Source organism: Burkholderia sp. 28_3, assembly GCF_003253915.1.
Taxonomy (GTDB): Bacteria; Pseudomonadota; Gammaproteobacteria; order Burkholderiales; family Burkholderiaceae; genus Burkholderia; species Burkholderia cenocepacia.
The window spans coordinates 768,567-794,597 of the sequence record NZ_QKZF01000001.1; the positions used below are offsets into that span (position 1 = coordinate 768,567).

Sequence of the window (26,031 nt, forward strand, 5' to 3'; positions counted from 1 at the left end):
CATCCGTTCCCTTCACGCGGCGCGCGGCATCGCATCACTCACCGCCGCCGGCAGCCGGATCGTCACGATCAGCCCGCCGCCGGCCGCATCGGCCAGCGTCACGCTGCCCTGATGCACACGCGCGATTTCCCGCACGATCGACAACCCGAGCCCCGTTCCTTCGACCGTCTGCGTCTTGCTGCCGCGATGGAAGCGCTCGAACACCGCGTCGCGTTCGTCGGCCGGAATGCCCGGCCCGTTGTCGATCACGTCGAGCCGCGCGTCCGCGCCGTCGCGCGAGACGCGCACCGTGATCACCGCACGGTCGCCCGCATAACGGATCGCGTTGTCGATCAGGTTGCCGACCATTTCGCCGAGCAAGTCGGACTGCCCGAGCACGTCGACGTCGGCCTCGTGCTCGAAGCCGAGATCGATGTCGCGTGCGCGCGCGACGGGCGACCAGTCGAGCGTCACGCTGCGCGCGAGCCGGTGCAGCGCGACCGGCTTGTGCGCGACCGCATGGCCGCTGTCCGAATCGAGCCGCGACAGCGACAGCAATTGCTGGACGATCTTCGCGGCCTGCCGCACCGCGCCGTTCGCGCGCCGCAGGTGCACGTTCGCGCGCGGCTGCTCGTCGGGCCGCAACGCGAGCTCGACGCCCGCCTGCACGGCCGCGAGCGGCGTCTTCAGCTGATGGGCCGCATCGGCGAAGAAACGCCGCCGCGCCACCTGCATCCGCTGCGTGCGGCCGATGTACTGGTTGATCGAATCGACGAGCGGCGCGAGCTCGCTCGGCATCGCGCCGGTGTCGAGCGGCGTCGTGTCGTCCTCGCTGCGCGCGGCGACGGTGGCCGACAGCCGGTTCAGCGGCCGCAGCCCGCGGCCGACGCCGAGCCACACGATCCCGAGCGCCAGCACGACGAGCAGCCCTTCCTGCAGCAGCGACCCGATCAGGATCTCGCGCGCGAGCGCCTGGCGCGCCTCGATCGTCTCGCCGACCATCACCCAGACGATGCGCGACTGCGCGGTCGGCACGTCGTGCACCGGAATGCGCAGCGCGGCCATCCGCAATTGCTCGCCGCGATACACGACGTCGTAGTAGCGCGTGACGAACGGCGCGCCGTCGCCCGCGTCGCGCCCCTGCGGCAGCGGCAGGTCCGGATAGCCGGTGATCGTGTGGCCGTTGTCCTCGCGGATCAGGTAGTAGATCTTGCCGCCGTCGCTCGATTCGAGCATTTCGAGCGCGAGATACGGCAGGTCGACCTCGACCTCGCCGTCGTTGAGCCGCACGCCTTCGCGGATCGACTTCAGCGACGACGACAGCGTGCGGTCGAACGCGACGTGCGCGGCGCTCATCGCACGCTGGTACGTGAGCCACGAGTCGAGCGCGAGCAGGCCGAGCAGCGGCAACAGCAGCCACAGCGCGACCTGCGCGCGCAGGTTCGGGCGGGTCATCATGCCTGCCGCCGCGCCGCCCCGAGGAACGCATGCGCTCCCTCGGGAGGCAGCGAATGACCGTGAGCGCGGGCGCCGCTCATTCAGCCGTCTCCGCCTTCGCTTCGAGCAGATAGCCCAGGCCGCGCAGCGTGACGATCGCGACGCCCGTGTTCTCCAGTTTCTTGCGCAACCGGTACACGTAGATCTCGATCGCGTCCGCGTTGACCGATTCGTCGAGCCCGAAGATCTTCTCCGACAGCGTGTCCTTGTTGATCGCGCGACCGTTACGCAGGATCAGCACCTCGAGCACCGAGCGCTCGCGCGGCGTGAGCGACAGCGGCTCGCCCGCGAGATGGAAGCTGCGGTCGATACTGTCGTACGAAAGCGGCCCGCATTCGACGCGCGAATGCTCGTGACCGAGGCTGCGCCGGATCAGCGCGCGGGCGCGCGCCTCCAGTTCGGTCAGCTCGAACGGCTTCGCGAGGTAGTCGTCGGCGCCGAGATCGAGCCCCTTCACGCGGTCCTCGACCGACCCGTGCGCGGTAAGGATCAACACCGGCACCGGATTGCGGCGCGCACGCAATCGCCGCAGCACCTCCAGCCCGTCGAGCTTCGGCAACCCGAGATCGAGGATCACCAGCGCGTAGTCCTGCGTGCGCAGCACGTGGTCCGCCGCCTCGCCGTCGGCCATGTGATCGACCGCGAAGCGCGCGGCGCTCAGCGCGTCGTTCAGCGACTGGGCCAGGTTCGGGTTGTCTTCGACGAGCAGCACACGCATGGGGATTCCGGTAAGGTCAGCGAACAGCCCGCTACATTACATGATCCTTTCCGTCTCCACGCCTCGCGGAAACACGGGTTGCGCGGGTGTCGCGAACCCGCCGCGCGCGATGCCGGCCACCGCGCCTCAGCGTTCGGCCGCCGCACGGTTGCGCGCCGCGATGCGCGCCTCGCCGGCCACGCCGCGCTCGCGAAAACCGGCCACCACCGCGACGAACGCGATGCTCGCGCCGGCCGTGACGACGATCATCGGGTGCGCGGTACCGTCCGACAGCCACGCCAGCACGCCGCCGCACGCGGCCGTGATCGCCATCTGGATAAAGAAGAACAGCCCCGACGCGGTGCCGGCGATCTGCGTGTACGGCTGCATCACCGCGAACTGGCAGGCCGGAATCGCGATCCCGACCGCGATCATCACGACGAACATCGGCACGACGAGCGCCGTCACCGACGTCGGAGCGATCGCGCCGCCGCCCCACAGCGCGGCGGCGCCGGCCAGATTGGCGACCGCCGCCGCCGCGATGACCGAATCGGCGGACCAGCGCGCGCTGGTCCGCGCGAACGCATTCGAGCCGATCAGGTAGCCGAGCACGGTCACGCCGAAGATCGCCGCATAGACCGGCCCGGACACGCCGATGTGCCGCTGGAACAGCGTCGACGATTCCGCGATGAACGGATAGTAGGTGCAGTAGGCAAAGCTGATCGCGAACGAATAGCGCAGGAAACGCCGGTCGCGCAGCAGGCCGGCGTAGGTCCGCAGCAGCCCGGCGCCGGCGGGCGGCCGCGCGTCGCGTTCACGGGTTTCAGGCAGGTAGCGCAGCACCATCGCGGTCGCGACCAGCCCGCCCGCCGCCAGCCAGCCGAACACGCCGCGCCAGCCGAGCCACTCGGCAATCGCGCTGCCAGCCAGCGGCGCGACCACCGGCGACAGCGCCATGCCGGCCGAAATATGCCCGAGCATCGTGGCCTGCGTCGCGGCCGGAAAGCGCTCGCGCACGATCACGCGGCCGATCACCGTGCCGCTGCAGCCGCCCAGCGCCTGGCACACGCGCGCGGCGATCAGCGTCGGGACGCTGGTCGACCATCCGCACGCGACGCTCGCGACGACGTACAGGCACAGGCCGCCGAGCAGCACCGGGCGTCGGCCATAGCGGTCGGACAGCGGCCCCGACACCAGCATCGACAGCGCATAGCCGACCATGTAGAGGGTCAGCGTGAGTTGCAACTGCGCGTCGGTGCCGTGCAGCGCATCCGCCATCGCGGGCAGCGACGGCAGGTACGCATCGATCGTGACGCGCGGCAGGCACACCACGAGCATCAACAGGAACAGCCAGCCCCGGCGGGGTAATGAGCGCGTCTTCATGCGGTAGGTCCGTGTGGGTCGGATGAGTGGAGTCGACTGCAATCTAAGGCGAAAGTGATATAAGCTGAAGGACCATTAAATCGCCCATTGACTGGACCACTATGCCGCGAGGCAAAGCCGCGATTCCGCTGGACCTGCCGCGCCCTGCCGGGCTGTCGGGCGGCAGCCCGCTGTCGAAGCAGGAATGCATCGCCGACACGATTCGCGACGCGATCCTGAAACGCCTGCTGCCGGGCGACAGCCCGCTGCCGTCGAGCCGGACGCTGGCCGCGCGCTGGGATGTCGCGCGCGGCACCGTCGAAGCGGCGTACGACATCCTGTGCGCCGAGGGTTACATCGCCCGCACGCAAGGGTCCGGCACGCGCGTGTGCGCGGTCGTGCCGGACAGCTATCTGCGCGCGACGGCTCAGTCGCGCGACGGCGCCCCGCGCCCCATCCCGGCTTCGCCGGCGCCGGCCGCCCCGGCCGAGCCCGAGCACGGCGTGCGCCCCGGCGTCCCGTTCGTCGCGCGGCTCGCCGATCCCGGCCTGCTGCCGATGCAGCAATGGAAGAAGGCGCTCGGCGCCAGCCTGCTCGCCGCGACGGCGGACGATCTCGGCGCGACGCCGGCGCAAGGCGTCGAGGGCCTGCGCGCGGGAATCGCCGCGTACCTGCGGGAATACCGCGGCATCCCGTGCGGGGCCGCCGACATCGTCATCACGACCGGGATCCGCCACGCGATCGACCTCGTCGCACGCACGCTGCTCGCGCCCGGCTCGACGGTGCTGATGGAAGACCCCGGCTATGCGTCGGCGTGGCAGATCTTCACGTTCGCGGGCGCGACCGTGATCGACGTGCCGGTCGACCGGGAAGGAATCGATACCGCGTCGCTGGAGCGCCATCCCGATGCGCGCGCCGCGTACGTGACACCCGCCCATCAGGCGCCGCTCGGCGTCACGATGTCGGTCTCGCGCCGGCTCGAACTGCTCGACTGGGCGCAGCGCCACCGCACGTGGATCATCGAGGACGACTACGACGGCGAATTCAGCTACCAGACCGCCCCGCTGCCCGCGCTGAAATCGCTCGACGCGTGCGACCGCGTGATCTATTGCGGGTCGTTCAACAAGACGCTGTTTTCCGGGCTGCGCATCGGCTTCATGGTGGTGCCGGCGGCACTGCGGCCGGCGCTGTCCGCCGTCTGGCACGCGACCGCGCGCTCGGTCGGCGTCGCGCCCCAGCTGGCGCTGGCCCGCTTCATCGGCCACGGCGATTTCGCGAAGCACCTGCGCGCCGCCCGCCACGCGTACCGCCAGCGGCGCGACATCGTGCTCGACCAGTTGGCCAAACATGCCGGCGGCCGGTACACGGTGACCGGCGAGCACGCGGGCTTTCATTTCGTGCTGTGGCTGCCGCCCGGCCTCGACGACGCGGGCTGGGTCGCGCAAGCCCGCGCGGCCGGCATCGCGCTGCAGCCGATCCGCGGCTTCTGTCGAAGCGCCCGGTGCGAAGCGGGCGTCGTCGTCGGCTATGCCGCGCTGACGGCCGCGCACGCGCGGCATGGCGGCCGCGTCCTCGGCCAGTTGCTGGCCGCCTCCGCATAGCGCGCGACCACGCGCCGCGTCCTCCCCCTTCTCGCCCCGCCGCACGCCGCGCAACCCGCGGCGGTGGCCGCGTCGACCTCGGGAAATCCATGACACGGACGGCGCGATTGCGCACCGGAATGAAAGCAGGCTGAAAGTGCCCCGCAATTAACATCCGCGTCACTCGAACAAAACCCACGCATCACTGGAGGAAGACATGCCGTTTGCACCGAAGCAACTCGCCGCCGCGCTCGCGGTCGTTCTGGGCACTGCCGCCGGCAGCGCCGTCGCGCAGGTTCCGGCCGGCTACCCGGGGAACTACCAGGGCGTGATCGACGCCGCGAAGAAGGAAGGCAAGCTGATCGTCTACTCGACCACCGACACGGGCCTCGTGCGTCCGCTGATCAAGGACTTCGAAAGCCTGTACGGCGTGAAAGTCGAGTACAACGACATGAACAGCACCGAGCTGTACAACCGCTACATCAGCGAGAACGCAGCGAGCAGCACCAGCGCCGACGTGCTGTGGAGCTCGGCGATGGACCTGCAGGTCAAGCTCGTCAACGACGGCCTGATGGCGTCCTACGATTCGCCCGAAAGCCCGAACGTGCCGCAATGGGCGCAGTACCAGAAGCAGGCGTACGGCACGACGTTCGAACCGCTGGCGATCGTCTACAACAAGCGCCTGATCCCCGAGAACGAGGTGCCGAAGACCCGCGCCGACCTGATCAAGCTGCTCACCACGCAGGCCGACAAGTTCAAGGGCAAGGTCACGACCTACGACATCGAGAAATCGGGCGTCGGCTTCAACTACCTGACGCAGGACGCGCACGTGAACGAGAAGGTCACGTGGGAACTCGTGAAGGCGATCGGCGCGACCGGCCCGAAGCTGCAGTCGAGCACGGGCGCGATGATGGAGCGCATCTCGTCGGGCGAGAACCTGATCGGCTACAACATCATCGGGTCGTATGCGTACGCGAAGGCGAAGAAGGACAAGTCGATCGGCTACGTGTTTCCGAAGGACTACACGCAGGTCGTGAGCCGCCTCGCCACGGTATCGAAGAAGGCGAAGAACCCGAACGCCGCGAAGCTGTGGGTCGACTACCTGCTGTCGAAACGCGGCCAGACGCTGATCGCGAACCAGGCGAACCTGTACGCGATCCGCACGGACGTGAGCGGCGAAACGTCGGCCGCGAGCCTCACGAAGGAGCTCGGCGATTCGCTGAAGCCGATCCAGATCGGCACCGGTCTGCTCGTCTATCTCGACCAGTCGAAGCGCCTCGCATTCCTGAAGCAATGGCAGCAGGCGATCAAGCGCTGATGCGCTGAGCCGCTGACCTCGGCCGCCCGCCGCACGTCGCGCGGGCGGCCCCTTCCCCTTACCGACTTCCTTGAGGCGGCCATCCGGATGGCCGCAGGGGCGAACTCATGCTTTCAACCAGCACCCGCGGCACGGCACCGGCCGTTCCGCCCGCCACCGGCCCGCGCGACGCCATTCCCGCGCTGCCGGTCAGCAGCCTGCAGCCGCTCGCCGGCATGCTGCGCTGGATCGTCGTCGCGGTCCTGACCGTCGCGGTCGCGCTGCCGCTCGGCTTCATCCTGTTCCAGAGCCTGCTGTCCGCGCCGTTCTTCGATGCGAACAAGACGCTCGGCATCGAAGGCTTCCGCTTCATCTTCAGCGATCCCGACTTCTGGTCGGCCGTGAAGAACTCGTTCATCATCGCCGGCGGGATGCTGTTCATCTCGATCCCGCTCGGCGGCATCCTCGCGTTCCTGATGGTGCGCACCGACCTGCCCGGCCGCCGCTGGCTCGAACCGCTGCTGCTCACGCCGGTGTTCGTGTCGCCGATGGTGCTCGCGTTCGGCTACGTGGTCGCGGCCGGCCCGGTCGGCTTCTACTCGGTGTGGTTCAAGGAACTGTTCGGGGTGCAGAACGTGCCCTGGAACGTGTATTCGATCTTCGCGATCACGGTGATCGTCGGCCTCACGCACGTGCCGCACGTGTACCTGTATTCGTCGGCCGCGCTGCGCAACCTCGGCTCGGACGTCGAGGAAGCCGCCCGCGTGACGGGCGCCCGCCCGTTCCGCGTCGCGCTCGACGTGAGCCTGCCGATGACGATGCCCGCGCTGCTGTTCGCCGGCGTGCTGGTGTTCTTCCTCGGCTTCGAGGTGTTCGGGCTGCCGCTCGTGCTCGGCGATCCGGAAGGCCACCTCGTGCTCGCGACCTACCTGTACAAGCTGACCAACAAGCTCGGCGTGCCGTCGTATCACCTGATGGCCGCGGTCGCGGTGTGCATCGTCGCGATCACGTTCCCGCTCGTGCTGCTGCAGCGCCGCCTGCTGAAGACCGCGAACCGCTTCGTCACCGTGAAGGGCAAGGCCGGCCGCGCGACGGTGCTGCCGCTCGGCGTGTGGCGCTGGGTCGCGCTCGCGATCGTCGCGCTGTGGCTGATGCTGACCGTGATCGTGCCGATCTCGGGCATCGTGCTGCGCGCGTTCGTGACCAACTGGGGCGAAGGCGTGCCGCTCGCCGACGTGCTGACGCTGTCGAACTTCATCGAACTGTTCGAGCAGGACAACCTGGTGCGCGCGATCGTCAACACGCTCGGCATCGGCGTGATCGGCGGCGCGCTCGCGATCGGCTTCTACTCGCTCGTCGCGTTCGCCGGCCACCGCCGCCCCGACTGGGCGACCAAGCTGCTCGACTACCTCGTGCTGCTGCCGCGCGCGGTGCCGGGTCTCCTCGCCGGTCTCGCGTTCCTGTGGATCTTCCTGTTCGTGCCCGGCCTGCGCGAGCTGAAGAACTCGATGTGGAGCATCTGGATCGCGTACACGGTCGTGTGGCTCGCGTACGGGATGCGGCTCATCCAGAGCGCGCTGCTGCAGGTCGGCCCCGAGCTCGAGGAAGCCGGCCGCAGCGTCGGCGCGACCCGCAGCCGCGTATCGCTCGACGTGACGCTGCCGCTCGTGCGCTTCGGCCTGCTCGCCGCTTGGCTCCTGATCTTCATGATCTTCGAGCGCGAATACTCGACGGCCGTCTACCTGCTGTCGCCCGGCACCGAAGTGATCGGCGCGCTGCTCGTGTCGCTGTGGGCGACCGGCGCCGTCGACCAGGTCGCCGCGCTCTCTGTCATCAACATCGCGATGGTCGGCGCCGGTCTCGGCGTGGCCCTGCGCTTCGGAGTGAAACTTCATGGATAAGCTCATCGTCGACGACCTGCATCTCAGCTACGGCGCCAACCCGATCCTCAAGGGCGTGTCGTTCGAACTGAAGGCCGGCGAAGTCGTGTGCCTGCTCGGCGCGTCGGGCAGCGGCAAGACCACGCTGCTGCGTGCGGTGGCCGGCCTCGAACAGCCGTCCGACGGCCGCATCCAGCTCGACGACCGCGTGTTCTTCGACGGCGCGCAGCGCATCGACCTGCCGGTCGAACAGCGCTCGCTCGGCCTCGTGTTCCAGTCGTACGCGCTGTGGCCGCACCGCACCGTCGCCGACAACGTCGGCTACGGGCTCAAGCTGCGCCGCGTCGCACCGGCCGAACAGAAGCGCCGCGTGCAGACCGCGCTCGACCAGCTCGGCCTCGGCCATCTCGCGGAACGCTTTCCGCATCAACTGTCGGGCGGCCAGCAGCAGCGTGTCGCGATCGCCCGCGCGCTCGTCTACAACCCACCCGTGATCCTGCTCGACGAGCCGCTGTCGAACCTCGACGCGAAGCTGCGCGAGGAGGCACGTGCGTGGCTGCGCGAGCTGATCGTGTCGCTCGGGCTGTCGGCGCTCTGCGTGACGCACGACCAGACCGAAGCGATGGCGATGTCCGACCGCATCCTGCTGTTGCGCAACGGCCGCATCGAGCAGGAAGGCACGCCGGCCGAGCTGTACGGCGCGCCGCGCTCGCTGTACACCGCCGAATTCATGGGCAGCAACAACCGGATCGACGCGCGCGTCGCCGCGATCAACGGCGAATGCGTGACGCTCGCCGGCGACGGCTGGCAACTGCAGGCGCTTGCCCGTGACACGCTGGCACCCGGCCAGGACGCCCAGGCCGTGATCCGCCTCGAACGCGTGCAGGTCGCCGACGGCCCCGGCGCGAACCGGCTGCAGGCCGACCTCGTCACGTCGATGTATCTCGGCGACCGCTGGGAATACCTGTTCCATTGCGGCGAGATGCGCCTGCGTGCGTTCGGCCATGTGCCGCGCGCGGCCGGCAAGCACTGGATCGAATTCCCGACCAACGACTGCTGGGCGTTCGCGAAAGCGGGCTGACCCGGGCGCGGCGGCTCGCCTGCCGCCGCGCATGTCGCGCGCCTCGCGCCACGCAACAGCCTTCCGTCCGGCGGACGCTTCCCGGCGTCCGCCGCGGGCGGTCGCGCGCCGTATCCGTTTCACCCAACCCACAAGAACCAAGGAGACACCGCCAATGAAGTCATGCGCACACCGTTCCCTTCGCGCCGCCGTCCTGACCGGGTCGGCCGCCGTGGCCGGCCTCGCGGCAGGCGCCGCGCACGCGCAGTCGTCGGTCACGATGTACGGGATCATGGACGCCGGCATCGAATTCACGAACCATGCGGCGCCGCAAGGCGGCAATTCGGTCAAGCTCAAATCGGGCAACAAGAACACGTCGCGCTGGGGCCTGCGCGGCGTCGAGGATCTCGGCGGCGGGCTGAAGGCCGTGTTCCGCCTCGAAAGCGGGATCGACCTCGCGAACGGCGCGTCCGACGACGGCCCGGACTCGATCTTCGCGCGCCGCGCGACGGTCGGCCTGAAAGGCAAATGGGGCGAACTGTCGCTCGGCCGCAACTTCACCGTCACTTACGACTACATGCTGCCGTTCGACCCGATGGGTTACGCGCAGAACTACTCGTGGGCGACCTCGTCGATGGCGACCGGCGGCCGCAAGGACGGCCTGTTCACGCGCTCGTCGAACGCGGTGCGCTACGACGGCGAATTCAGCGGCTTCAAGTTCGGCGCGCTGTACGGTTTCGGCAACGTGCCGGGCAGCATGAAGACCAGCTCGAAGTACGATTTCGCGGTCGGCTACGAGACGGGGCCGTTCGCCGCCGTCGTCACGTTCGACCGGCAAAACGGCGCGGCCGACAGCGTCACGCCGGCCGATACCGTCAACTACATCCAGAGCATCCACGCGGGCCTGAGCTACGACTTCGGCAACCTGAAAACGATGGCCGGCTATCGCAACTATCGGCGCACGTTCCACACCACGGCCGCGAACCAGTTGAGCGACATGTATTGGCTCGGCGGGTCGTACCAGTTCACGCCGACGTTCTCGCTGATCGCGGCCGTCTATCACCAGAACATCAAGGGCGGCACGGACGCCGACCCGACGCTGGTGTCGGTGCGCGCGAACTACGCGCTGTCGAAGCGGACGGTGCTGTATGCGGCCGGCGCGTTCGCGATCGCGAAACACGACCAGAAGGTCGGCGTGTCGCGCGATTTCGCCGGGTATGGCACCACGCAGGTCGGGGTCACGGCGGGGATTCAGCAGCGGTTTTAAAGCTGACGCGACGAGCGGCAGCGGGTGATCGGCCGCCCCGCCTGCTTTCACGTTACGCGCGGCGGCATGACGGCGAATGGCCCGATGCCGCCGCGCAATCCAACGCTCACGCTACATCCGGCCCGCCACGTGGCGATCCGCCGCTCACTCGCCACGCATCGTGAACACCGGGCGCACGACGCTGCTCGAATCGCCCCAGTGTTCGCCAACGGCCGACAGCGGCACCGTGCGCGTGTCGATCGCGAGTCCTGCCTCCCCGGCCGCTTCGAATACGCCGCGCACCGACGCCAGCAGGCGCGGCAACGGCACGCTGCCCAAGCCGCTGCCCATCAGCTCGATCGCGGTCGCGCGCAGCACGGCGCCCGGCAACAGCACGTCCGCGCCGCTGATCGAGCCGATCTCCACGAAACGCAGCCGCCGGCCGCCGGGCGTCGCCTTCGCGGCGACAACCAGCAGCGTCTGCGCGCTGGCGCCCCACAGATAATCGAGCGCGACGTCCACGCCCGCGCGGAAATGCGGTTCGAGCGCCCGCGCCAGATGCACGTCGTCCTGCTGCAGCGACACCACCGCGTCCGCGCCGGCACTCAGCAACGCCTGCAACGCGGCCGCGTTGCGGCCCGTCGCGATCACCTTCGCCGCGCCGAGATGCTTCGCGATCCGCACCGCGAGCCGCCCCGACGTGCCCGTTGCGCCATTGACGAGCACCGTCTCGCCCGCGACGAACCTCGCGCGTTCGGTCAGCGCCGCCCACGACGACATCCCGGGAATCGCGATCGCCGCGGCCGTGACATCGTCGAGCGCGTCCGGCAGTGGCACGCACTGCGTATCCGGCGCGATCGTGCGTTCGGCCATCGCACCGAACGGCGCGGGCGCACCGAAGAAGTAGACGCGCCGGCCATCATCGAGACGCCCCACGCCGTCGACACCCACAACGAACGGATAAGCGCCAACGGAGGAATAATGCGTACCCGCCGCACGCCCCTGCGCGATGCGGCTCAGCGCGGACGCCGTCACGTCGATCAGGCTGTGGCCCGGCATCGCACTCGGCGATTCGAACTCCGTATGAACCGGACGCTGTCCGGCGCCTTCGACGACTGCTGCTTTCATGGTGATTCCTTCGATTCTGGAGGGTGGGCCTTACCGGGCATCGAGCCATGCGCGCAGCGCGGGATCGCGTACTTCCAGCACGTCGAACAGGCCGAGCGCACGCAGCGCGGGCAACGCATCGATCGCGTCGGCCTCCGCACGCGCCCGCTCGGCCGGGGCAGCGTTCGGGTCGATCAATACGCGCGCGTTGACCAGAAACGCGCCGACGGTCCCCTTGCGGATCGTCGTTCCGCCGGCATCGATCCGGTCGGCATGGTCGGGAAGCATCTGTTCGGCTCGCATCGCGTCGTACTCCGGTTGTCATCGATGGACGCAGTGTAGGCGTGCGAATCCGGCCGATCTCCGGTATAACAGCCATTCGATACCGATATCCGGCCATGTCCGATCCACTCCTGCCCGCCCGCTTCGTCACGTCCGACGACGGCCCGTTCGTGGTCGCCGCCGTCCTGTCGCAACGCGACCCGCGCATCACCGCGCCGCATTCGCATGCGCGCGGCCAGCTCGTCGGCGCGCTGAGCGGGCTCGTGACGATCGGCCTCGACGACCAGGAGTGGGTCGTGCCGGCGATTCATGCAATCTGGATTCCGCCGCATTGCCGGCATTCGTTGCGTTCGTTCGGGCCGATTGCCGGCTGGTCGGCGTTCGTCGCCGAAGCCCGCTGCGCAGCGCTGCCGGCGACGCCGCGCGCGATCCGCACGACGCCGCTGCTGCGCGAAGCCGTGCAGCGCGCGGCGAGCTGGGGCGATTCCGATCTGAATGCCGCGCAGACGCGGATCGCCGACGTGATCCTCGATGAAATCGCGGCGTCGGAAGCCGAGGCGCTGGGGCTGGTCCGGCCGCGGGACCCGCGGCTCGTGAAGATCACCGATGCGCTGGCCGCGGATCTCGCGAACGACCGGCGGCTGGAGGAATGGGCCGAATGGGCCGGCATCGGCGCGCGGACGATGAGCCGCCGCTTCGTCGCCGAGACGGGGCTGACGTTCGCGCAGTGGCGTCAGCAGGCCAGGCTGCTGCGGGCGCTGGAACGCATTGCCGACGGCGTGCCGGTGACGACGATCGCGCTCGATCTCGGATACGACAACGTGAGCGCGTTCATCGACATGTTCCGGCGCGCGCTGGGGACGACGCCGGGAAGGTACCTGGAGGCGGGACGGCAAGCACCGGGATAAGTAGGGCCGCCATGCGCCGGCATGACGCCGCGCGACGAACGGCCGGCGCTCGGCACGGGAAAACCGCCCGCCGCTGCGTCAATACGTGCAGTCGCCCTGCTTCGCGGCGGCGCCGCCGCTCCCCTTGAACTGCGCGGCGAGCCGCTCCGCGCTCCGTGCCAGCAGCGTCGTATCGACGCCGACCGCGACGAACGACGCGCCCGCTTCCAGATAGCGCCGCGCGGCTGCTTCATCCGCGCTCAGGATGCCCGGCGCCTTGCCGGCCGCCTTGATCGCGCGGATCGCGCCGTCGATCGCGGTCTGCACGTCCGGGTGCCCCGGATGACCGAGATGGCCGAGATCTGCCGCAAGATCAGCCGGCCCGATGAACACGCCATCGACGCCGTCGACCCGCGCGATCGCATCGATCGCCTCCAGCCCCGCGCGCGTCTCGACCTGCACGAGCACGGCCATCTCGTCGTTCGCGCGATGCAGGTACTCGCCGACGCGATTCCACCGCGATGCGCGCGCCAGCGCACTGCCGACACCGCGAATCCCGTGCGGCGGGTAACGGGTCGCCGCCACCGCCGCGCGCGCTTCGTCCGCGCTCTGCACCATCGGCACGAGCAGCGTCTGCGCGCCGAGATCGAGCACCTGCTTGACGATCACCGGATCGTTCCACGGCACGCGCACGACCGGATGCGACGGATACGGCGCGATCGCCTGCAGTTGCGCGAGGATCGTCGGCACCGTGTTCGGCGCATGTTCGCCGTCGATCAGCAGCCAGTCGAAACCGGCGCCCGCGACCACTTCGGCGCTGTACGGATTCGCGAGACCGAGCCACAAACCGATCTGCGCGTCGCCGCGCGCGAGCGCGGCCTTGAAGACATTCGACGGAATCTGCATCGTTCGCTCACCTCACTCGAAATAGCACTGGATCGTCCCGAGCGGGCCGTAGTCGACGCTGAACGTATCGCCCGAGCGCGCCGCGCACGGCCGCGTAAACGACCCGCCGAGCACGATCTGCCCCGGCTCCAGCGCGACGTCGAAGCGCGACAGCCGGTTCGCGAGCCACGCGACGCCGTTCGCCGGATGGTTCAGCACGCCGGCTGCCACGCCGGTTTCCTCGACCACGCCGTTGCGCGACATGATCGCCGCGACCCAGCGCAAATCGACGTCCTGCGGGCGCACCGGCCGGCCGCCGATCACGACGCCCGCGTTCGCCGCGTTGTCGGCGATCGTGTCGAACACCTTGCGCGGCCGCTGGGTGTCGGGGTCGATCGACTGGCTGCGCGCGTCGATGATCTCGAGCGCGGGCACCACGTAGTCGACCGCGTCGTACACGTCGAAGATCGTGCAGTTCGGGCCGGTGAGCCGCTTGCCGAGCACGAACGCGAGCTCGACCTCGACGCGCGGCACGATGAAGCGGCCGGTCGGGATCGTGCCGCCGTCCGCGAAGAACATGTCGTCGAGCAGCGCGCCGTAGTCGGGCTCGTCGATCTGCGACGAACTCTGCATCGCCTTCGACGTGAGGCCGATCTTGTGTCCCTTCAGCGTGCGGCCTTCCGCGAGCTTGAGGGTCACCCACGCGCGCTGGATCGCATAGGCGTCGTCGATCGTGATGTCGGGATGGTCGAGCGAAATCTGGCGGATCTGCGTGCGTGCGCGCTCGGCGTCGTGCAGACGGTGCGCGAGCTGGTCGATGAGGGCGGGTTCGAGCATGGTCGGATCGGGAATGGGGTTCAGCCGGCCCGCTTGTAGCGGGCGTGAATGTTGTTGTGCTTGTACGAGCCGCTTTCGCTGAACTCGGTCAGTTCCATCGACAGCGCGAGATAGCGTTTCGCGTACAGCTCGGCGAAATGGGCCTTGATCGCGTCGAACAGCGCGTCGCACGCGGCTTTTTTCTGCGCATCGGTGCGGCCCGAGCCGATCTTCAGCGTCACGTGGACGAACGCGTCGTCCTCCGTGCCGTCGGCGACGCAGTAGTCGTGCAGCTCGATCGCGCGCGACCGGATGCCGCCGGTCGGGAACACGCCGCCCTGCGCGATCAGCGTCGCGTTGATCGTGCGCAGCAGCGCGGGAATGCGAGCGTCGTCGCGGATGTTCGCGGTGTATTCGACGACGATGTGTGGCATGGCAACTCTCCGGTCGGATTCGAGGGCGTGGCGGGCGGCAACGCTCAGGGCAGCGGGAAGATCGCGTTGATCTGCCCGGTGCCCGAGCTCGCGAAATAGTCGGTGACGATCTCGACGGGCCGGTCGTAACGATCCCAGCCGAGCAGCCCGAGCAGCATCGCGGTGTCGTGCATGCCGCCTTCGCCGTGGCAATGCGTGTTGTACTCGGGCAGCATCGCGCAGAAGGTCTTGAAATCGCCCTGCTTCCACAGCTCGACCACGCGCAGGTCGACCTGCCGGAAGAATTCGCGACTGATCTGATGGATCGATTCCTCGGGGCTGCCGTTGTCGTTGAAGCGGTGCGACAGCGAGCCGCTCGCGAGGAACGCGACGTTCGAATCGCTCTTCTCGATCGCTTCGAGCAGCGCCTCGCCGAAGCGCCGGCTTTCGTCGAGCGTGTGCCACATGCACCAGCCGGCGATCGACACGACCTTGAAATGCTGGTCGCCGTTCATGTAGCGCATCGGCACGAGCGTGCCGTATTCGAGTTCGAGGCTGTCGATCTCGTGTGCGCGCGTCGCGACGCCGCGCTCGGTGGCCGTTTCCGCGATCAGCCGGCCAAGCGCCGGGTTGCCCGGATACGCGTACTGCATGTCGCGGATGAAATGCGGCAGCTCGTTGCTCGTATAGGTGCCCGCGAACCGCGCATTGCAGTTCACGTGATAGCCCGCGTTGACGAGCCAGTGCACGTCCGACACGACGATCGTGTCGACGCCGAGCGCGCGGCAACGCTCGCCGATCAACTGGTGGCCGCGGATCGCCGCTTCACGGCAGCCGTGATGCTTGCCGGGCAATTCCGACAGGTACATCGACGGCACGTGCGTGATTTTCGCGGCGAGGGACAGTTTGCCCATCGTTCAAGTCTCCCTATCGTTCTTGCGACAACACGGCCTGCGCCCGTCACACGCCCCAGCGCGGGACGTGATGCGAACCCATCGAAATGCACACGTTCTTGATCTCGGCGAACACCTCGAAACTGTACTCGCCGCCCTCGCGCCCGGTACCCGATTCCTTCACGCCGCCGAACGGCTGGCGCAGGTCGCGCACGTTCTGGCTGTTGACGAACACCATCCCGGCCTCGATGCCGCGCGCGAGGCGATGCACCTTGCCGACGTCCTGCGTCCAGATGTACGACGCGAGGCCGTAGGCCGTGTCGTTCGCAAGCCGCAGCCCTTCGTCTTCGTCGTCGAACGGGATGATGCACGCGACCGGCCCGAAGATCTCCTCCTGCGCGATGCGCATCCGGTTGTCGACGTCGGCGAACACGGTCGGCCGCACGAAGTTGCCGTTGCGCAGATGGTCGGGCAGCCCGGCCGGCTTGTCCGCGCCGCCGGCGACCACGCGCGCGCCTTCCTGCTCGCCGATGCGGATGTAGCCCGTCACCTTTTCCCAGTGCTGGCGCGTGATCATCGCGCCGAGATTCGTGCCCGGATCGGCCGGATCGCCGACCACCAGGTTGTTCGCGCGGCGCGCGAATTCCTGCACGAAGCGGTCGTAGATCGTGCGTTGCACGAAGATCCGCGAGCCGGCGGTGCAGCGTTCGCCGTTGATCGAGAAGATCGTGAACAGCGACGCGTCGAGCGCGCGATCGAAATCGGCGTCGTCGAAAATGAGCACCGGCGACTTGCCGCCGAGCTCCATCGAATACTTCTTGAGGCCCGCGCGTTCCATGATCCGCTTGCCGGTGACCGTGCCGCCGGTAAACGACACCGCGCGCACGTCCGGATGCCGCACGAGCGCATCGCCGGCCGTCGCGCCGTAACCCTGCACGACGTTCAGCACGCCGGGCGGGATGCCGGCTTCGAGCGCGAGCCGCCCGAGCTGGTCGGCCGTCAGCGGCGACAGCTCCGACATCTTCAGCACGGCCGTGTTGCCGAGCGCGAGGCACGGCGCCGTCTTCCACGTGGCCGTCATGAACGGCACGTTCCACGGCGACACCAGCGCACATACGCCGACCGGCTGGTACAGCGTGTAGTTGAGCATCTGGTCGTCGACCGGATAGGTGCGGCCGTTCATCTGCACGCACACTTCCGCGAAGAAGTTGAAGTTCTCGGACGCGCGCGGAATCAGCTGCTTGCTCGTCTGCGCGATCGGCAGGCCGGTATCCTGCGTCTCCAGCGCGGCGAGCATCGGCACGTTCTTCTCGATCAGTTCGCCCAGCTTGCGCATCAGCTTTGCGCGCTCCTTGGCCGGCGTGTTCGCCCATTTCGGGAACGCTTCCTTCGCGGCGCGCACGGCCGCGTCGACCTCGGGCTCGCCGCCCGACGCGACGTCGGTGATGACTTCACCCGTCGCCGGGTTCAGCGTCGTGAAGGTTTCGCGGCTCTCCACTTCGCGGCCGCCGATCCAGTGCTTGATGGTCATGTGCTCTCCTTCCTTGGGCGACGGCCTCAGCCGGCGCGATAGTAGTCCGCTTCGCCGACGATCGTGTTCACGAGCCGGCCGATCCCTTCGATTTCGGTCACGACTTCGTCGCCTGGCTGCGTGTCCGCCAGCCCCTCGGGCGTGCCGGTCAGGATCAGGTCGCCCGGCGAAAGCGTCATGAAGCTGCTGATGTGCTCGATCAGCGCCGGCACGTCGAACACCATGTCGCGCGTGCTGCCGCGCTGCGTCTCCCGGCCGTTCACCGTCGTGCGCAGCATCAGGTCGCCCGCGTCGCCGATCTCGTCGCGGCTGACGAACCACGGCCCGAGCGGCGTGCAGGTGTCGCGGTTCTTCACGCGCAGGTTCGGGCGGTAGTAGTTTTCGAGATAGTCGCGGATCGCGTAGTCGTTCGCGACCGTATAGCCGGCCACGTAGTCGATCGCCTGCGCGCGGCTCACGCGGCGCGCCGGGCGGCCGATCACGACGGCCAGCTCGCACTCGTAGTGCATGTGCGTGGCGTCCGCCGGGCGCACGGTGAGCGACCGGTGGCCGACGAACGTGTTCGGCCCCTTCAGGAAAATCAGCGGCTCGGTCGGTGCGTTGAACGCGAGTTCCTTCGCGTGGTCGGCGTAGTTCAGGCCGAGCGCGAAGGTCGTGCGCGGCGCGACGGGCGGCAACCACGCCACCGCGTCCTCGGCCACCACCCGCCCCGTATCCAGGCGGATCGCGCCGTCGCCTGCCGGTTCGGCCGCATGCAGTGCGCCGTTGTAGATCACGCGCGCCGTCTTCATCGTGCTCCCTCCGCCATCAGCGTATGCCGCAACGTGCCGATGCCGGCCGCGGCGATCTCGATCGTGCTGCCCGCGCGGGCATGCGGTGCGCCGCCCGCGACGCCGAGCAACAGCACGTCGCCCGCGTCGAACGACATGAACGCCGTCACGTCGGCGATCAGCGTGCGCACCGGGCGAATCAGCGTCGCGGTCGACGCGGACGCGGCCACCTCGCCGTCGATCCGCACCGTCAGGCCGATCGCGTCGACGTCGGCGAGCGCGGCGGCCGGCACGATCGCCGGGCCGAGCGGGCAGAAACCGTCACGGCACTTGAAGCGCACGGCCGGCCGGTAGTAGTCGGGATGCGGCACCGACACGTCGCTCGCGAGCGTGAAGCCGTGCACGTAGTCGAGCGCCTGCGCGGCCGCCACGCGCGTCGCGCGCCGGGCGAACACGACGGCCACCGACGCGCCGATCTCCAGCGCGTCGACGCCGGCCGGCACGACGACGGCGGCGCCGTCGGCCGCATGCGTGTTGGCGGATTTGATGTACAGGATCGGCGCCTGCGGCGGGCGGCCGTAAGGCGGCGCATTCACGGCGTCGCCGAGCGCGTCGAGCGCCGCGCGCTCGTTGAGTAGCGCCCCGTAGACGGTACCGATGGCGACCGGCAACGGCGGCGCCGCGGCGGTCGTGCAAGACAGCTCCATGCGTCATTCCCCTGCCGCGCGTCGCGGCGCATCGTCAATAGTTAATATCTTAATTAAACAATCGTGCGCTGGCAACCTCGATTACCCTGATAGGCGAAATTCATCAGCTTCGGCTGTTAAGATTGATGCGTCCCCGTCCTCTGCTCTCCCCCGATGAACCGTACGCTCGACCATCGCAACCTGGCCATGCTGCTGCTCGAGGCTCGCGAAACGCTGATGGGTTTGTTTCGCCCCATTCTCAAGGAATTCTCGCTGACCGAACAGCAATGGCGGATCATCCGCGTGCTCGACGGCGAACCGGCGCAGGCGCTCGAAGCCGGTCAGATCGCGAAACGCTGCTGCATCCTGAGCCCGAGCCTGACCGGCGTGCTGGAACGGATGGAGCGCGACGGCCTGATCACGCGCACGCGTGCGCAGGAGGATCAGCGCCGGCTGCTGGTCAGCCTGACGCCGCAAAGCAGGAAACTGGTGACGGAAATCGGTCCGCGCATCGACGAGCAATATCGTCAGCTCGAGTCGCGGTTCGGCCAGGACGGCCTCGAAGACATCTACCGCGCGCTCGACCGGCTCATCGAGCTCGGCAGCCACGCGTAAAAACGGCGCCCGCCCGCGATCGGCAGGAACGGGCGCCGGTGTGGCGCGGGCGGTCGTTCGCGTGAACGGGCCCTAATGGATCGCGCCGCGCATCAGCTCGGTCACGGCCACGCCGCGCGACGTGCGCATGCACTCCTCGACGTAATCGATGAACGGCAGCGGCTCGAAATCGATTTCGTCGCGCACGCGGCGATTGTCGAACACGCGATCGACCGTCGCGAATTCCCCGCAGCGCTGCAGCGCCCGGCCGATCACGCGCTCGAGCGCCGGATCGGGGCGCCCGAGCACGTCGCGCACCACGAGCGGCAGCTCGGCCGGCGCGCACGCCGCGTAGCGCGGCGCCCCGGTCATCCCCGCCGCCTCGTCCATCGCGCGCACGATCTGCGCGACCTGCGGCGCCTCGTCGCCGGCCGACACGTGATAGACGTCGTGCGCGAGCGTCGGCTTGACGGCCAGCAGCATCGTCGCGCGCGCCACGTCGTCCACCGACACGATGTCGATGCGCGTCATCGGCCGCGCGGTGAAGCGGCGCGCCGCGTGCGCGAGCCGGAACATCCAGAACGAATTCGGCGCGGGACGCGTCCCGAGCACCGTGTGGCCGACCACGTGCGACGGCCGCACGACGACGAGCGGCAGCCCGAGCGCGCGCAGACGCTGCTCCGTTTCCGCCTTCGCGCGCAGGTAGTCGGCCGCGAGCACCGCGCCCGGCAGGCCGTCGTCGCCCGGCGCGGCGTCGTTCCCCGCGTCGCGCTCCGCCTCCTCCTGCACGATTCCGCCGCGGCCCGCATGCGCGTAGGCCGTGCCGACGTACACGAAGCGCTGCAGGCGCGGCGCGCGCGCAAAGCGTTCGGCAAAGTGCACCGCATCGGCGATGTCGGCCCGCAGATGCGCGCCGTCGGCCGGCGACGCGTGGCCCGCGCAGTGAATCACGTGCGTCGCGCCGGCCAGGCGCGGTGCATCGGCGCCGTGCCACACGTCGCCGAGCGCGCCGACGATCACGTTCGCATCGGTCAGGCGCGACGCCCAGTACGGCGCAAGCCCCGCGCGCAACGCCGCTTCACGCAGCCGCGCGACCGCATGGCCGCGGTCCTGCGCACGCACGACGCAGACGATGCGTTCGAGCAGCCCTGCATTGACGAGCGCCGTCAGCACGGTACTGCCGATGAAGCCGGTGGCGCCGGTCAGCACCAGCCGTCCGACGTTCGCCGCCGCGACCGGTGCGCTGGCCGGCGACACGAGGCTCGTCCGCCAGTTGAGCGACAACGCGGTTTTCCAGATCAGCACGATAGTCTCCTTCGAAGAGTCGGCCGGGCGGCGCGGTGCCCGCGGTTGCGGGCGGCTCATGGCTCACCGGCCGGGCCGGGGCTGACGCGCGCCCCGGCGGCTCCCGATCGGGCGTGCGGCCTGCGATCGCGTCGATCGCGCTCTGGCACGAGGTGGCGGCAGCCGGCGCGGACGGGCGTCCGCGGCACAGGATCGGGAAGGTCCCAGTGTGGGGCCCGAACGCATGCAAGTCTGTCCCGAAAGTTTCGTGAAAGTGTGCCGATTTGTACGCGATTGTCGGAGTGTGTCGTGCCGGCCGCCGCGTCAACACGCTGAAACGTTCGCTCGGGCCGCGTCCGGGCGGTGCCGCATCGCTCTGCCGCGGCGGTTTTGGCGGCGGCCAGCGCGCGACCGATCGACGCGGCCGGCGGCACTGTCATCCCATGTCTGGACCGCCACGCGTCTTCGCATGGACACCGCGATCGCCGGTGTCCCCCGCGTGTGCTGACGCCTCGGGAATGACCATGAATCGTCAGACGTCGTTTCATCTGAAACCGAAATAGACCCAATACGGATTTATTGCGGATTATCACTTGCGTTTCACACCAGTCTATCTAGACTGTTCAAGTCCAAACGGTCGAATGTGTCATTTTTTTCAGGAGACGATGCAATGCGCCTCACCATTCGGATTAATGGCAGCGAATCGGCAACCCGGCACTCCTTCGCGGTACTGTGGGTCGATACCGACGAGGGGCTGTGGTCGCGCGAGGCACATCAGGGCATCGACCTTCCGACCTGGGGCAAGGTCCGCGACGTCGAGGGCGCGATGGCGCTCTGCGCGGCCGACAGCGGCAATGCCGTCTGTCAGTTGAAGGGGTTGTCGTTCGATGCGACGCGGCGTGAACAAGGCCCCGCGGTGCTCGCCGGCGAACATCCCGACGGCGCGTGGCGGCTGCAGGCGGTCGATACCTGCACCACCCAGCCGGAATATCGGGAATTTATTTCCGTTGCCCGATAGGTATTATTGACATGAATCGTCTGCGGTTTTCGGGTTTATTCCGGTATCGGTGATATTCATTTCGATATTCAGCATGAATGGCGCCTCGGTTCGAGGCGCTTTTCATTTTCTGGATTAAAGAAATAACCGGGGTGCGGGCAATTGATCGCGCGCCGGGACGCTCGCGATCGAGCGGCGGCGAAGACCGCACGCTCGGATCGGCATGCGACGCTCGTGCGTGTTTCGTCCTGTGCAGCCGCCGCGAATGCCTGCCCGGCCCCGCCTTCCTCCCTTTTCCGCCGTGTTCCCGATCGCCTGCCATTCGCCTTTTTGCGGGGCCGGAACATACTTTCCCCACACGGTGTTTACTCATTTATTACAATCGCATTATTCAGACTGACCCGCCGCCGCCCGGCGGCCCGACCCGGCCATTGCATGAGCGTAAAAAAGAAGACCCACCCTGCCGATCCGTACGCAGCGGCGACCAAGAATCCGATGCTCGCGTCGCGCCTGCCGATGTGGCGCTCGCGGCTGATCGTGGTCGTCGTGTTCCTCGCGTTCGCCGCGCTGATCGCGCGCGCTTTCTGGGTGCAGGTCGCGAACCAGGATTTCTACGTCGGCCAGGGCCAGAAGCGTTATCAGCGCACGATCGAGCTCGACGCGATGCGCGGGCGCATCGTCGACCGCAACGGCGCGATGCTCGCGGTCAGCCTGTCGACCTATGAAATCTGGGCGAACCCGAAACAGGTCGCCGACACCGATTACCCGCAGATCGCGAAGCTGCTCGACATGCCGCTCGTCGAGGTGAAGCGGCGTCTCGGCAACGACAAGACGTTCGTGCTGCTCAAGCGGCAGGTCGACGCGGATACCGCGAGCCGGCTCGACAAGCTCGCGATCGACGGCATCACGCAGATCGCCGATTCGAAGCGCTTCTACCCGGAAGGCGAATCGGCCGCGCACGTGGTCGGCTTCACGAACGTCGAGGACAAGGGCCAGGAAGGCGTCGAGCTCGCGGCCAACGCGCGCCTGCAAGGCACGTCCGGCCAGCGCGAGGTGATCCGCGACCGGCTCGGCCGCATCGTGTCGGACACGCGCCCGCTCGTCCCCGCGCAGCACGGCGCGACGATCGAGCTGACGATCGACCGCCGCATCCAGCAGCTCGCCTTCAGCCAGCTCAAGGCGGCCGTGATCGAGAACAACGCGGTAGCCGGCAGCGTCGTCGTGCTCGACGCGCAGAACGGCGAGATCCTCGCGCTCGCGAACTACCCGACCTTCGATCCGAACGACCGCGCCCGCCTCACCGGCCAGCAACTGCGCAACCGCGCGGTGATCGACACGTTCGAACCGGGCTCGACGATCAAGCCGCTCGTCGTCGCGCTGTCGATCGACGAGCGCAAGGTCACGCCGAACACGATCATCAACACGTCGCCGGGCACCTACAAGATCGGCCCGGCGGTGATCCACGACACGTCGAACCACGGGTCGCTGACGGTATCGCAGGCGCTGCAGAAGTCGAGCAACGTCGCGCTCGCGAAACTGGCGCTGAACCTGCCCGCCGAAACGATCTGGAACAAATACCAGGAGTACGGGATCGGCCGCGCGCCGGAGCTGACGTTCCCGGGCGTCGCGTCGGGCCGGCTGCGCGGCTACAAGCGCTGGCGGCCGATCGAGCAGGCGACGATGGCGTACGGCTACGGGCTGTCGATGTCGCTGCTGCAGATCGCGCAGACCTACACCGCCTATGCGGGCGACGGCACGCTGCACCCGGTGTCGCTGCTGAAGAACGGCACCGATCAGCAGACGATCGACGCGCACCGCGGCCACCGCGTGACGTCGCCGCAAACCGCCGCCGCGATCCGCTCGATGCTCGAGATGGCGGTCGGCGAAGGCGGCACGGGGCGCCGCGCGCGCGTCGACGGCTACCGGATCGGCGGCAAGACCGGGACCGCGCGCAAGCAGGTCGGCGCGAGCTACGCGAAGGGCAAGTACCGCGCGCTGTTCGCGGGGATGGCGCCGATGAGCAACCCGCGCCTGATCGTCGCGGTGATGATCGACGAGCCGCGCGGCAAGGGTTACTACGGCGGCACGGTGGCCGGCCCGGTGTTCGCGTCGGTCACGAGCGGCTCGTTGCAGCTGCTCGGCGTGCCGCCCGACGCGCCGGTCGAAGCGGAGAAGAACGCGCCGGCGAAGGCCGCCGCGCCGCAGAAGACGGTCGCCGCGCCGAAAGCGGCGGCAGCGACGACGACCGTCACGCAGAAACCGTCGGCGTCGCCCAGGACCACCGCGCAAGCCGGCCCCCCCGCGCCCGCGAAGCCGGCCGCCGCCGGCTGACGAAGCCACGGGCGATGCCGGGTCCGCATCGCCCCGCCCCATCCCACTCTCTAGGAACGCACCGCATCATTTGAGCGTTCCCGCCGCGTCCTCCTACAATTTTTGCGCGCCGCAGGCGGCCTTGCCTGCGCGCCCGACTACAACAACGGAGAGAGACGCATGCGATTCCACTGGAAAACGCTCGTGCTGGCCACCGTGAGCGTCACGCTGCTGGGCGGCGCCCCGGCCCGGGCGGCCGATGCCGCCGACGTGAAGATCGGCTTCCTCGTCAAACAGCCGGACGATCCGTGGTTCCAGGACGAATGGCGCTTCGCCGAACAGGCCGCGAAGGAACAGCACTTCACGTTGATCAGGATCGCGGCGCCGAGCGGCGAGAAGGTGTCGACTGCGCTCGACAGCCTCGCCGCGCAAAAGGCGCAAGGCGTGATCATCTGCGCGCCCGACGTGAAGCTCGGCCCCGGCATCGCGGCGAAAGCCAGGCGCGCGGGGATCAAGCTGATGTCGGTCGACGACCAGCTCGTCGACGGCCACGGCGCACCGCTCCCGGGCGTGCCGCACATGGGCATCTCCGCTTACAAGATCGGCCAGCAGGTCGGCCAGGCGATCGCGGACGAGACGAAGCGGCGCGGCTGGAATCCGGCCGAAGTCGGCATCATCCGGCTCGCGTACGACCAGTTGCCGACCGCGCGCGAGCGCACGACCGGCGCGGTCGACGCGCTGAAGGCCGCCGGCTTTCCGGCCGCGAACGTGATCGACGCGCCCGAGATGACGGCCGACACCGAAGGCGCGTTCAACGCGGCGAACATCGCGCTCACCAAGCATGCGAACTTCAAGCGCTGGGTCGCGTTCGGCTCGAACGACGACACGACGGTCGGCGCGGTGCGCGCCGCCGAGGGGCGCGGCATCGGCGCGGATGCGATGGTCGCGGTCGGCATCAACGGCAGCCAGATCGCGCTCAACGAGTTCGCGAAGCCGAAGCCGACGGGCTTCTACGGTTCGATCCTGCTGAATCCGCGCCAGCACGGCTACCAGACGAGCATCAACATGTACGACTGGATCACGAAGAACCAGGCGCCGCCGCTCGTGCTGACGTCCGGCACGCTGATCACGCGCGACAACGAGAAGCAGGCGCGCGCCGCGCTCGGCCTGTGAACCCGCACCAGGAGCCGACATGACACGCACCACCCTCGTGACGGGCGCCGCCGGCGGCATCGGCCAGGCGCTGTGCCGCACGTTCCTCGCAGCCGGCGACCGCGTGCTCGCGCTCGATCGCGACCGCGCGGCGCTCGACCGCTTCATCGGGACGCTCGCCGATGGGCGCGCGACGCCGGTCGTCGACGATCTCACCGACGCCGAGCGCCTGTGCTCGATGCTCGAATCGCATCCGGAAGTCGACGTGCTGGTCGCGAACGCAGGCACGGCCGCCTCGACCACGCTGCGCGACACGACGCCCGCGAGCTGGCGCACCGATCTCGATGCGAACCTGACCGCCACCTACGTGAGCGTGGAAGCCGTGCTGCCCGGCATGCGTGCTCGCGGGCGCGGCGCGATCGCGATCATCGGTTCGGTCAACGGCGTGCATGCGCTCGGGCATCCGGCCTACAGCGCGGCGAAGGCCGGGCTGATCAGCTACACGAAGTCGCTCGCGATCGAATACGGCCGCGACGGCGTGCGCGCGAACATCGTATTGCCCGGCACGGTCAAGACACCCGCGTGGGAAGCGCGCGTGCAGCGCAACCCGCAGGTATTCGACCAATTGAGGAAATGGTATCCGCTCGACGATTTCGCGACGCCCGACGACGTCGCGCAGGCGGCGCTGTTCCTGTGCTCGCCGGCCGCGCGGATCATCACCGGTGTCGCGCTGCCGGTCGACGGCGGCCTGCTGGCCGGCAATCGCGTGATGGCGCAGGAGCTGACGCTCGAGACGTTCTACTGAGACTGAAGCCGGCAGCGCCGC

General features: G+C 68.6%; 24 protein-coding genes. 11 read left to right on the top strand and 13 right to left on the bottom strand.

From position 1 onward, the window contains the following. Window positions 1-12: 12 nt before the first annotated feature. The 3 genes from DFS13_RS03640 to DFS13_RS03650 all read right to left on the bottom strand — a co-directional run bounded on the left by DFS13_RS03640 (window position 13) and on the right by DFS13_RS03650 (window position 3,556). Entirely contained in the window at window positions 13-1,434 is a 1,422-nt protein-coding gene (locus DFS13_RS03640) for a sensor histidine kinase (RefSeq protein WP_034203352.1), read from the bottom strand. A gap of 79 nt (window positions 1,435-1,513) precedes the next feature. Then, entirely contained in the window at window positions 1,514-2,194 is a 681-nt protein-coding gene (locus DFS13_RS03645) for a response regulator (protein WP_006484260.1), read from the bottom strand. Window positions 2,195-2,320: 126 nt separating this feature from the next. Beyond that, window positions 2,321-3,556 (bottom strand): multidrug effflux MFS transporter, encoded by a 1,236-nt coding sequence (locus DFS13_RS03650; RefSeq protein ID WP_111441370.1) that lies wholly within the window; start codon window positions 3,554-3,556, stop codon window positions 2,321-2,323. A gap of 101 nt (window positions 3,557-3,657) precedes the next feature. On the opposite strand from DFS13_RS03650, the gene DFS13_RS03655 reads away from it, so the two are divergent. From DFS13_RS03655 to DFS13_RS03675, 5 genes are all read left to right on the top strand, one after another. Further along, a complete protein-coding gene (locus DFS13_RS03655; RefSeq protein ID WP_111441371.1) occupies window positions 3,658-5,136 on the top strand; it encodes a PLP-dependent aminotransferase family protein in 1,479 nt (492 codons plus the stop codon). Between the two features lie 196 nt (window positions 5,137-5,332). Further along, window positions 5,333-6,433: an ABC transporter substrate-binding protein gene (locus DFS13_RS03660; protein WP_006490712.1), complete on the top strand. Its 1,101-nt coding sequence runs from the start codon at window positions 5,333-5,335 to the stop codon at window positions 6,431-6,433. 107 nt (window positions 6,434-6,540) lie between these two features. Continuing rightward, complete coding sequence (locus DFS13_RS03665; protein WP_006490713.1) at window positions 6,541-8,313, top strand: iron ABC transporter permease; 1,773 nt, start codon at window positions 6,541-6,543, stop codon at window positions 8,311-8,313. Continuing rightward, window positions 8,306-9,373: an ABC transporter ATP-binding protein gene (locus DFS13_RS03670; RefSeq protein WP_109342435.1), complete on the top strand. Its 1,068-nt coding sequence runs from the start codon at window positions 8,306-8,308 to the stop codon at window positions 9,371-9,373. Before DFS13_RS03665 ends, DFS13_RS03670 begins: the two co-directional genes overlap by 8 nt. A gap of 154 nt (window positions 9,374-9,527) precedes the next feature. Further along, window positions 9,528-10,619, top strand: a complete 1,092-nt coding sequence (locus DFS13_RS03675) for a porin (protein WP_034202414.1) — start codon at window positions 9,528-9,530, stop codon at window positions 10,617-10,619. A gap of 144 nt (window positions 10,620-10,763) precedes the next feature. On the opposite strand, the gene DFS13_RS03680 is transcribed toward DFS13_RS03675, so the two are convergent. Next, on the bottom strand, window positions 10,764-11,726 hold the full coding sequence (locus DFS13_RS03680; RefSeq protein WP_111441372.1) for a zinc-binding alcohol dehydrogenase family protein: 963 nt from the start codon (window positions 11,724-11,726) through the stop codon (window positions 10,764-10,766). A gap of 30 nt (window positions 11,727-11,756) precedes the next feature. Next, window positions 11,757-12,008 carry a hypothetical protein gene (locus tag DFS13_RS03685; protein WP_006490702.1) on the bottom strand — a complete coding sequence of 84 codons (252 nt, stop codon included), beginning with the start codon at window positions 12,006-12,008 and terminating at the stop codon, window positions 11,757-11,759. 95 nt (window positions 12,009-12,103) lie between these two features. Here DFS13_RS03685 and DFS13_RS03690 point away from each other — a divergent pair, with 95 nt between their 5' ends. Beyond that, complete coding sequence (locus DFS13_RS03690; protein ID WP_006490701.1) at window positions 12,104-12,895, top strand: helix-turn-helix domain-containing protein; 792 nt, start codon at window positions 12,104-12,106, stop codon at window positions 12,893-12,895. Window positions 12,896-12,973: 78 nt separating this feature from the next. Here the strand turns inward: DFS13_RS03690 and hpaI are convergent, their stop codons facing one another. Genes hpaI through DFS13_RS03725 form a run of 7 tightly spaced genes read right to left on the bottom strand, consistent with a single transcriptional unit; the run spans window position 12,974 to window position 18,889 of the window. After that, on the bottom strand, window positions 12,974-13,780 hold the full coding sequence (gene hpaI / locus DFS13_RS03695) for a 4-hydroxy-2-oxoheptanedioate aldolase (protein WP_111441373.1): 807 nt from the start codon (window positions 13,778-13,780) through the stop codon (window positions 12,974-12,976). Window positions 13,781-13,792: 12 nt separating this feature from the next. Continuing rightward, window positions 13,793-14,596, bottom strand: a complete 804-nt coding sequence (gene hpaH / locus DFS13_RS03700) for a 2-oxo-hept-4-ene-1,7-dioate hydratase (protein ID WP_006490710.1) — start codon at window positions 14,594-14,596, stop codon at window positions 13,793-13,795. Between the two features lie 20 nt (window positions 14,597-14,616). Then, window positions 14,617-15,009 carry a 5-carboxymethyl-2-hydroxymuconate Delta-isomerase gene (locus DFS13_RS03705; RefSeq protein WP_006494969.1) on the bottom strand — a complete coding sequence of 131 codons (393 nt, stop codon included), beginning with the start codon at window positions 15,007-15,009 and terminating at the stop codon, window positions 14,617-14,619. Between the two features lie 44 nt (window positions 15,010-15,053). Next, window positions 15,054-15,902, bottom strand: coding sequence for a 3,4-dihydroxyphenylacetate 2,3-dioxygenase (gene hpaD / locus DFS13_RS03710; protein WP_006494970.1), 849 nt, complete (start codon window positions 15,900-15,902; stop codon window positions 15,054-15,056). A gap of 46 nt (window positions 15,903-15,948) precedes the next feature. Beyond that, window positions 15,949-17,412 carry a 5-carboxymethyl-2-hydroxymuconate semialdehyde dehydrogenase gene (hpaE, locus tag DFS13_RS03715; RefSeq protein WP_059723322.1) on the bottom strand — a complete coding sequence of 488 codons (1,464 nt, stop codon included), beginning with the start codon at window positions 17,410-17,412 and terminating at the stop codon, window positions 15,949-15,951. A gap of 26 nt (window positions 17,413-17,438) precedes the next feature. After that, window positions 17,439-18,203, bottom strand: a complete 765-nt coding sequence (locus tag DFS13_RS03720) for a fumarylacetoacetate hydrolase family protein (RefSeq protein WP_034202418.1) — start codon at window positions 18,201-18,203, stop codon at window positions 17,439-17,441. Continuing rightward, entirely contained in the window at window positions 18,200-18,889 is a 690-nt protein-coding gene (locus tag DFS13_RS03725; protein ID WP_048985568.1) for a fumarylacetoacetate hydrolase family protein, read from the bottom strand. Before DFS13_RS03725 ends, DFS13_RS03720 begins: the two co-directional genes overlap by 4 nt. Window positions 18,890-19,042: 153 nt before the next feature. Here DFS13_RS03725 and hpaR point away from each other — a divergent pair, with 153 nt between their 5' ends. Beyond that, on the top strand, window positions 19,043-19,483 hold the full coding sequence (gene hpaR / locus DFS13_RS03730; protein ID WP_006490704.1) for a homoprotocatechuate degradation operon regulator HpaR: 441 nt from the start codon (window positions 19,043-19,045) through the stop codon (window positions 19,481-19,483). A 72-nt stretch (window positions 19,484-19,555) separates the two neighbouring features. On the opposite strand, the gene DFS13_RS03735 is transcribed toward hpaR, so the two are convergent. Then, entirely contained in the window at window positions 19,556-20,767 is a 1,212-nt protein-coding gene (locus tag DFS13_RS03735) for an SDR family oxidoreductase (protein WP_006494973.1), read from the bottom strand. Between the two features lie 649 nt (window positions 20,768-21,416). Here DFS13_RS03735 and DFS13_RS03740 point away from each other — a divergent pair. The 4 genes from DFS13_RS03740 to DFS13_RS03755 all read left to right on the top strand — a co-directional run bounded on the left by DFS13_RS03740 (window position 21,417) and on the right by DFS13_RS03755 (window position 26,010). Beyond that, window positions 21,417-21,764 carry a DUF3564 family protein gene (locus DFS13_RS03740; RefSeq protein WP_006483554.1) on the top strand — a complete coding sequence of 116 codons (348 nt, stop codon included), beginning with the start codon at window positions 21,417-21,419 and terminating at the stop codon, window positions 21,762-21,764. Between the two features lie 414 nt (window positions 21,765-22,178). Then, complete coding sequence (locus DFS13_RS03745; protein WP_006494975.1) at window positions 22,179-24,074, top strand: penicillin-binding protein 2; 1,896 nt, start codon at window positions 22,179-22,181, stop codon at window positions 24,072-24,074. Window positions 24,075-24,233: 159 nt separating this feature from the next. After that, entirely contained in the window at window positions 24,234-25,226 is a 993-nt protein-coding gene (locus DFS13_RS03750; protein WP_111441374.1) for an arabinose ABC transporter substrate-binding protein, read from the top strand. Window positions 25,227-25,245: 19 nt separating this feature from the next. Beyond that, window positions 25,246-26,010 carry an SDR family oxidoreductase gene (locus DFS13_RS03755; RefSeq protein WP_060212344.1) on the top strand — a complete coding sequence of 255 codons (765 nt, stop codon included), beginning with the start codon at window positions 25,246-25,248 and terminating at the stop codon, window positions 26,008-26,010. The last annotated feature ends 21 nt before the right edge of the window (window positions 26,011-26,031 follow it).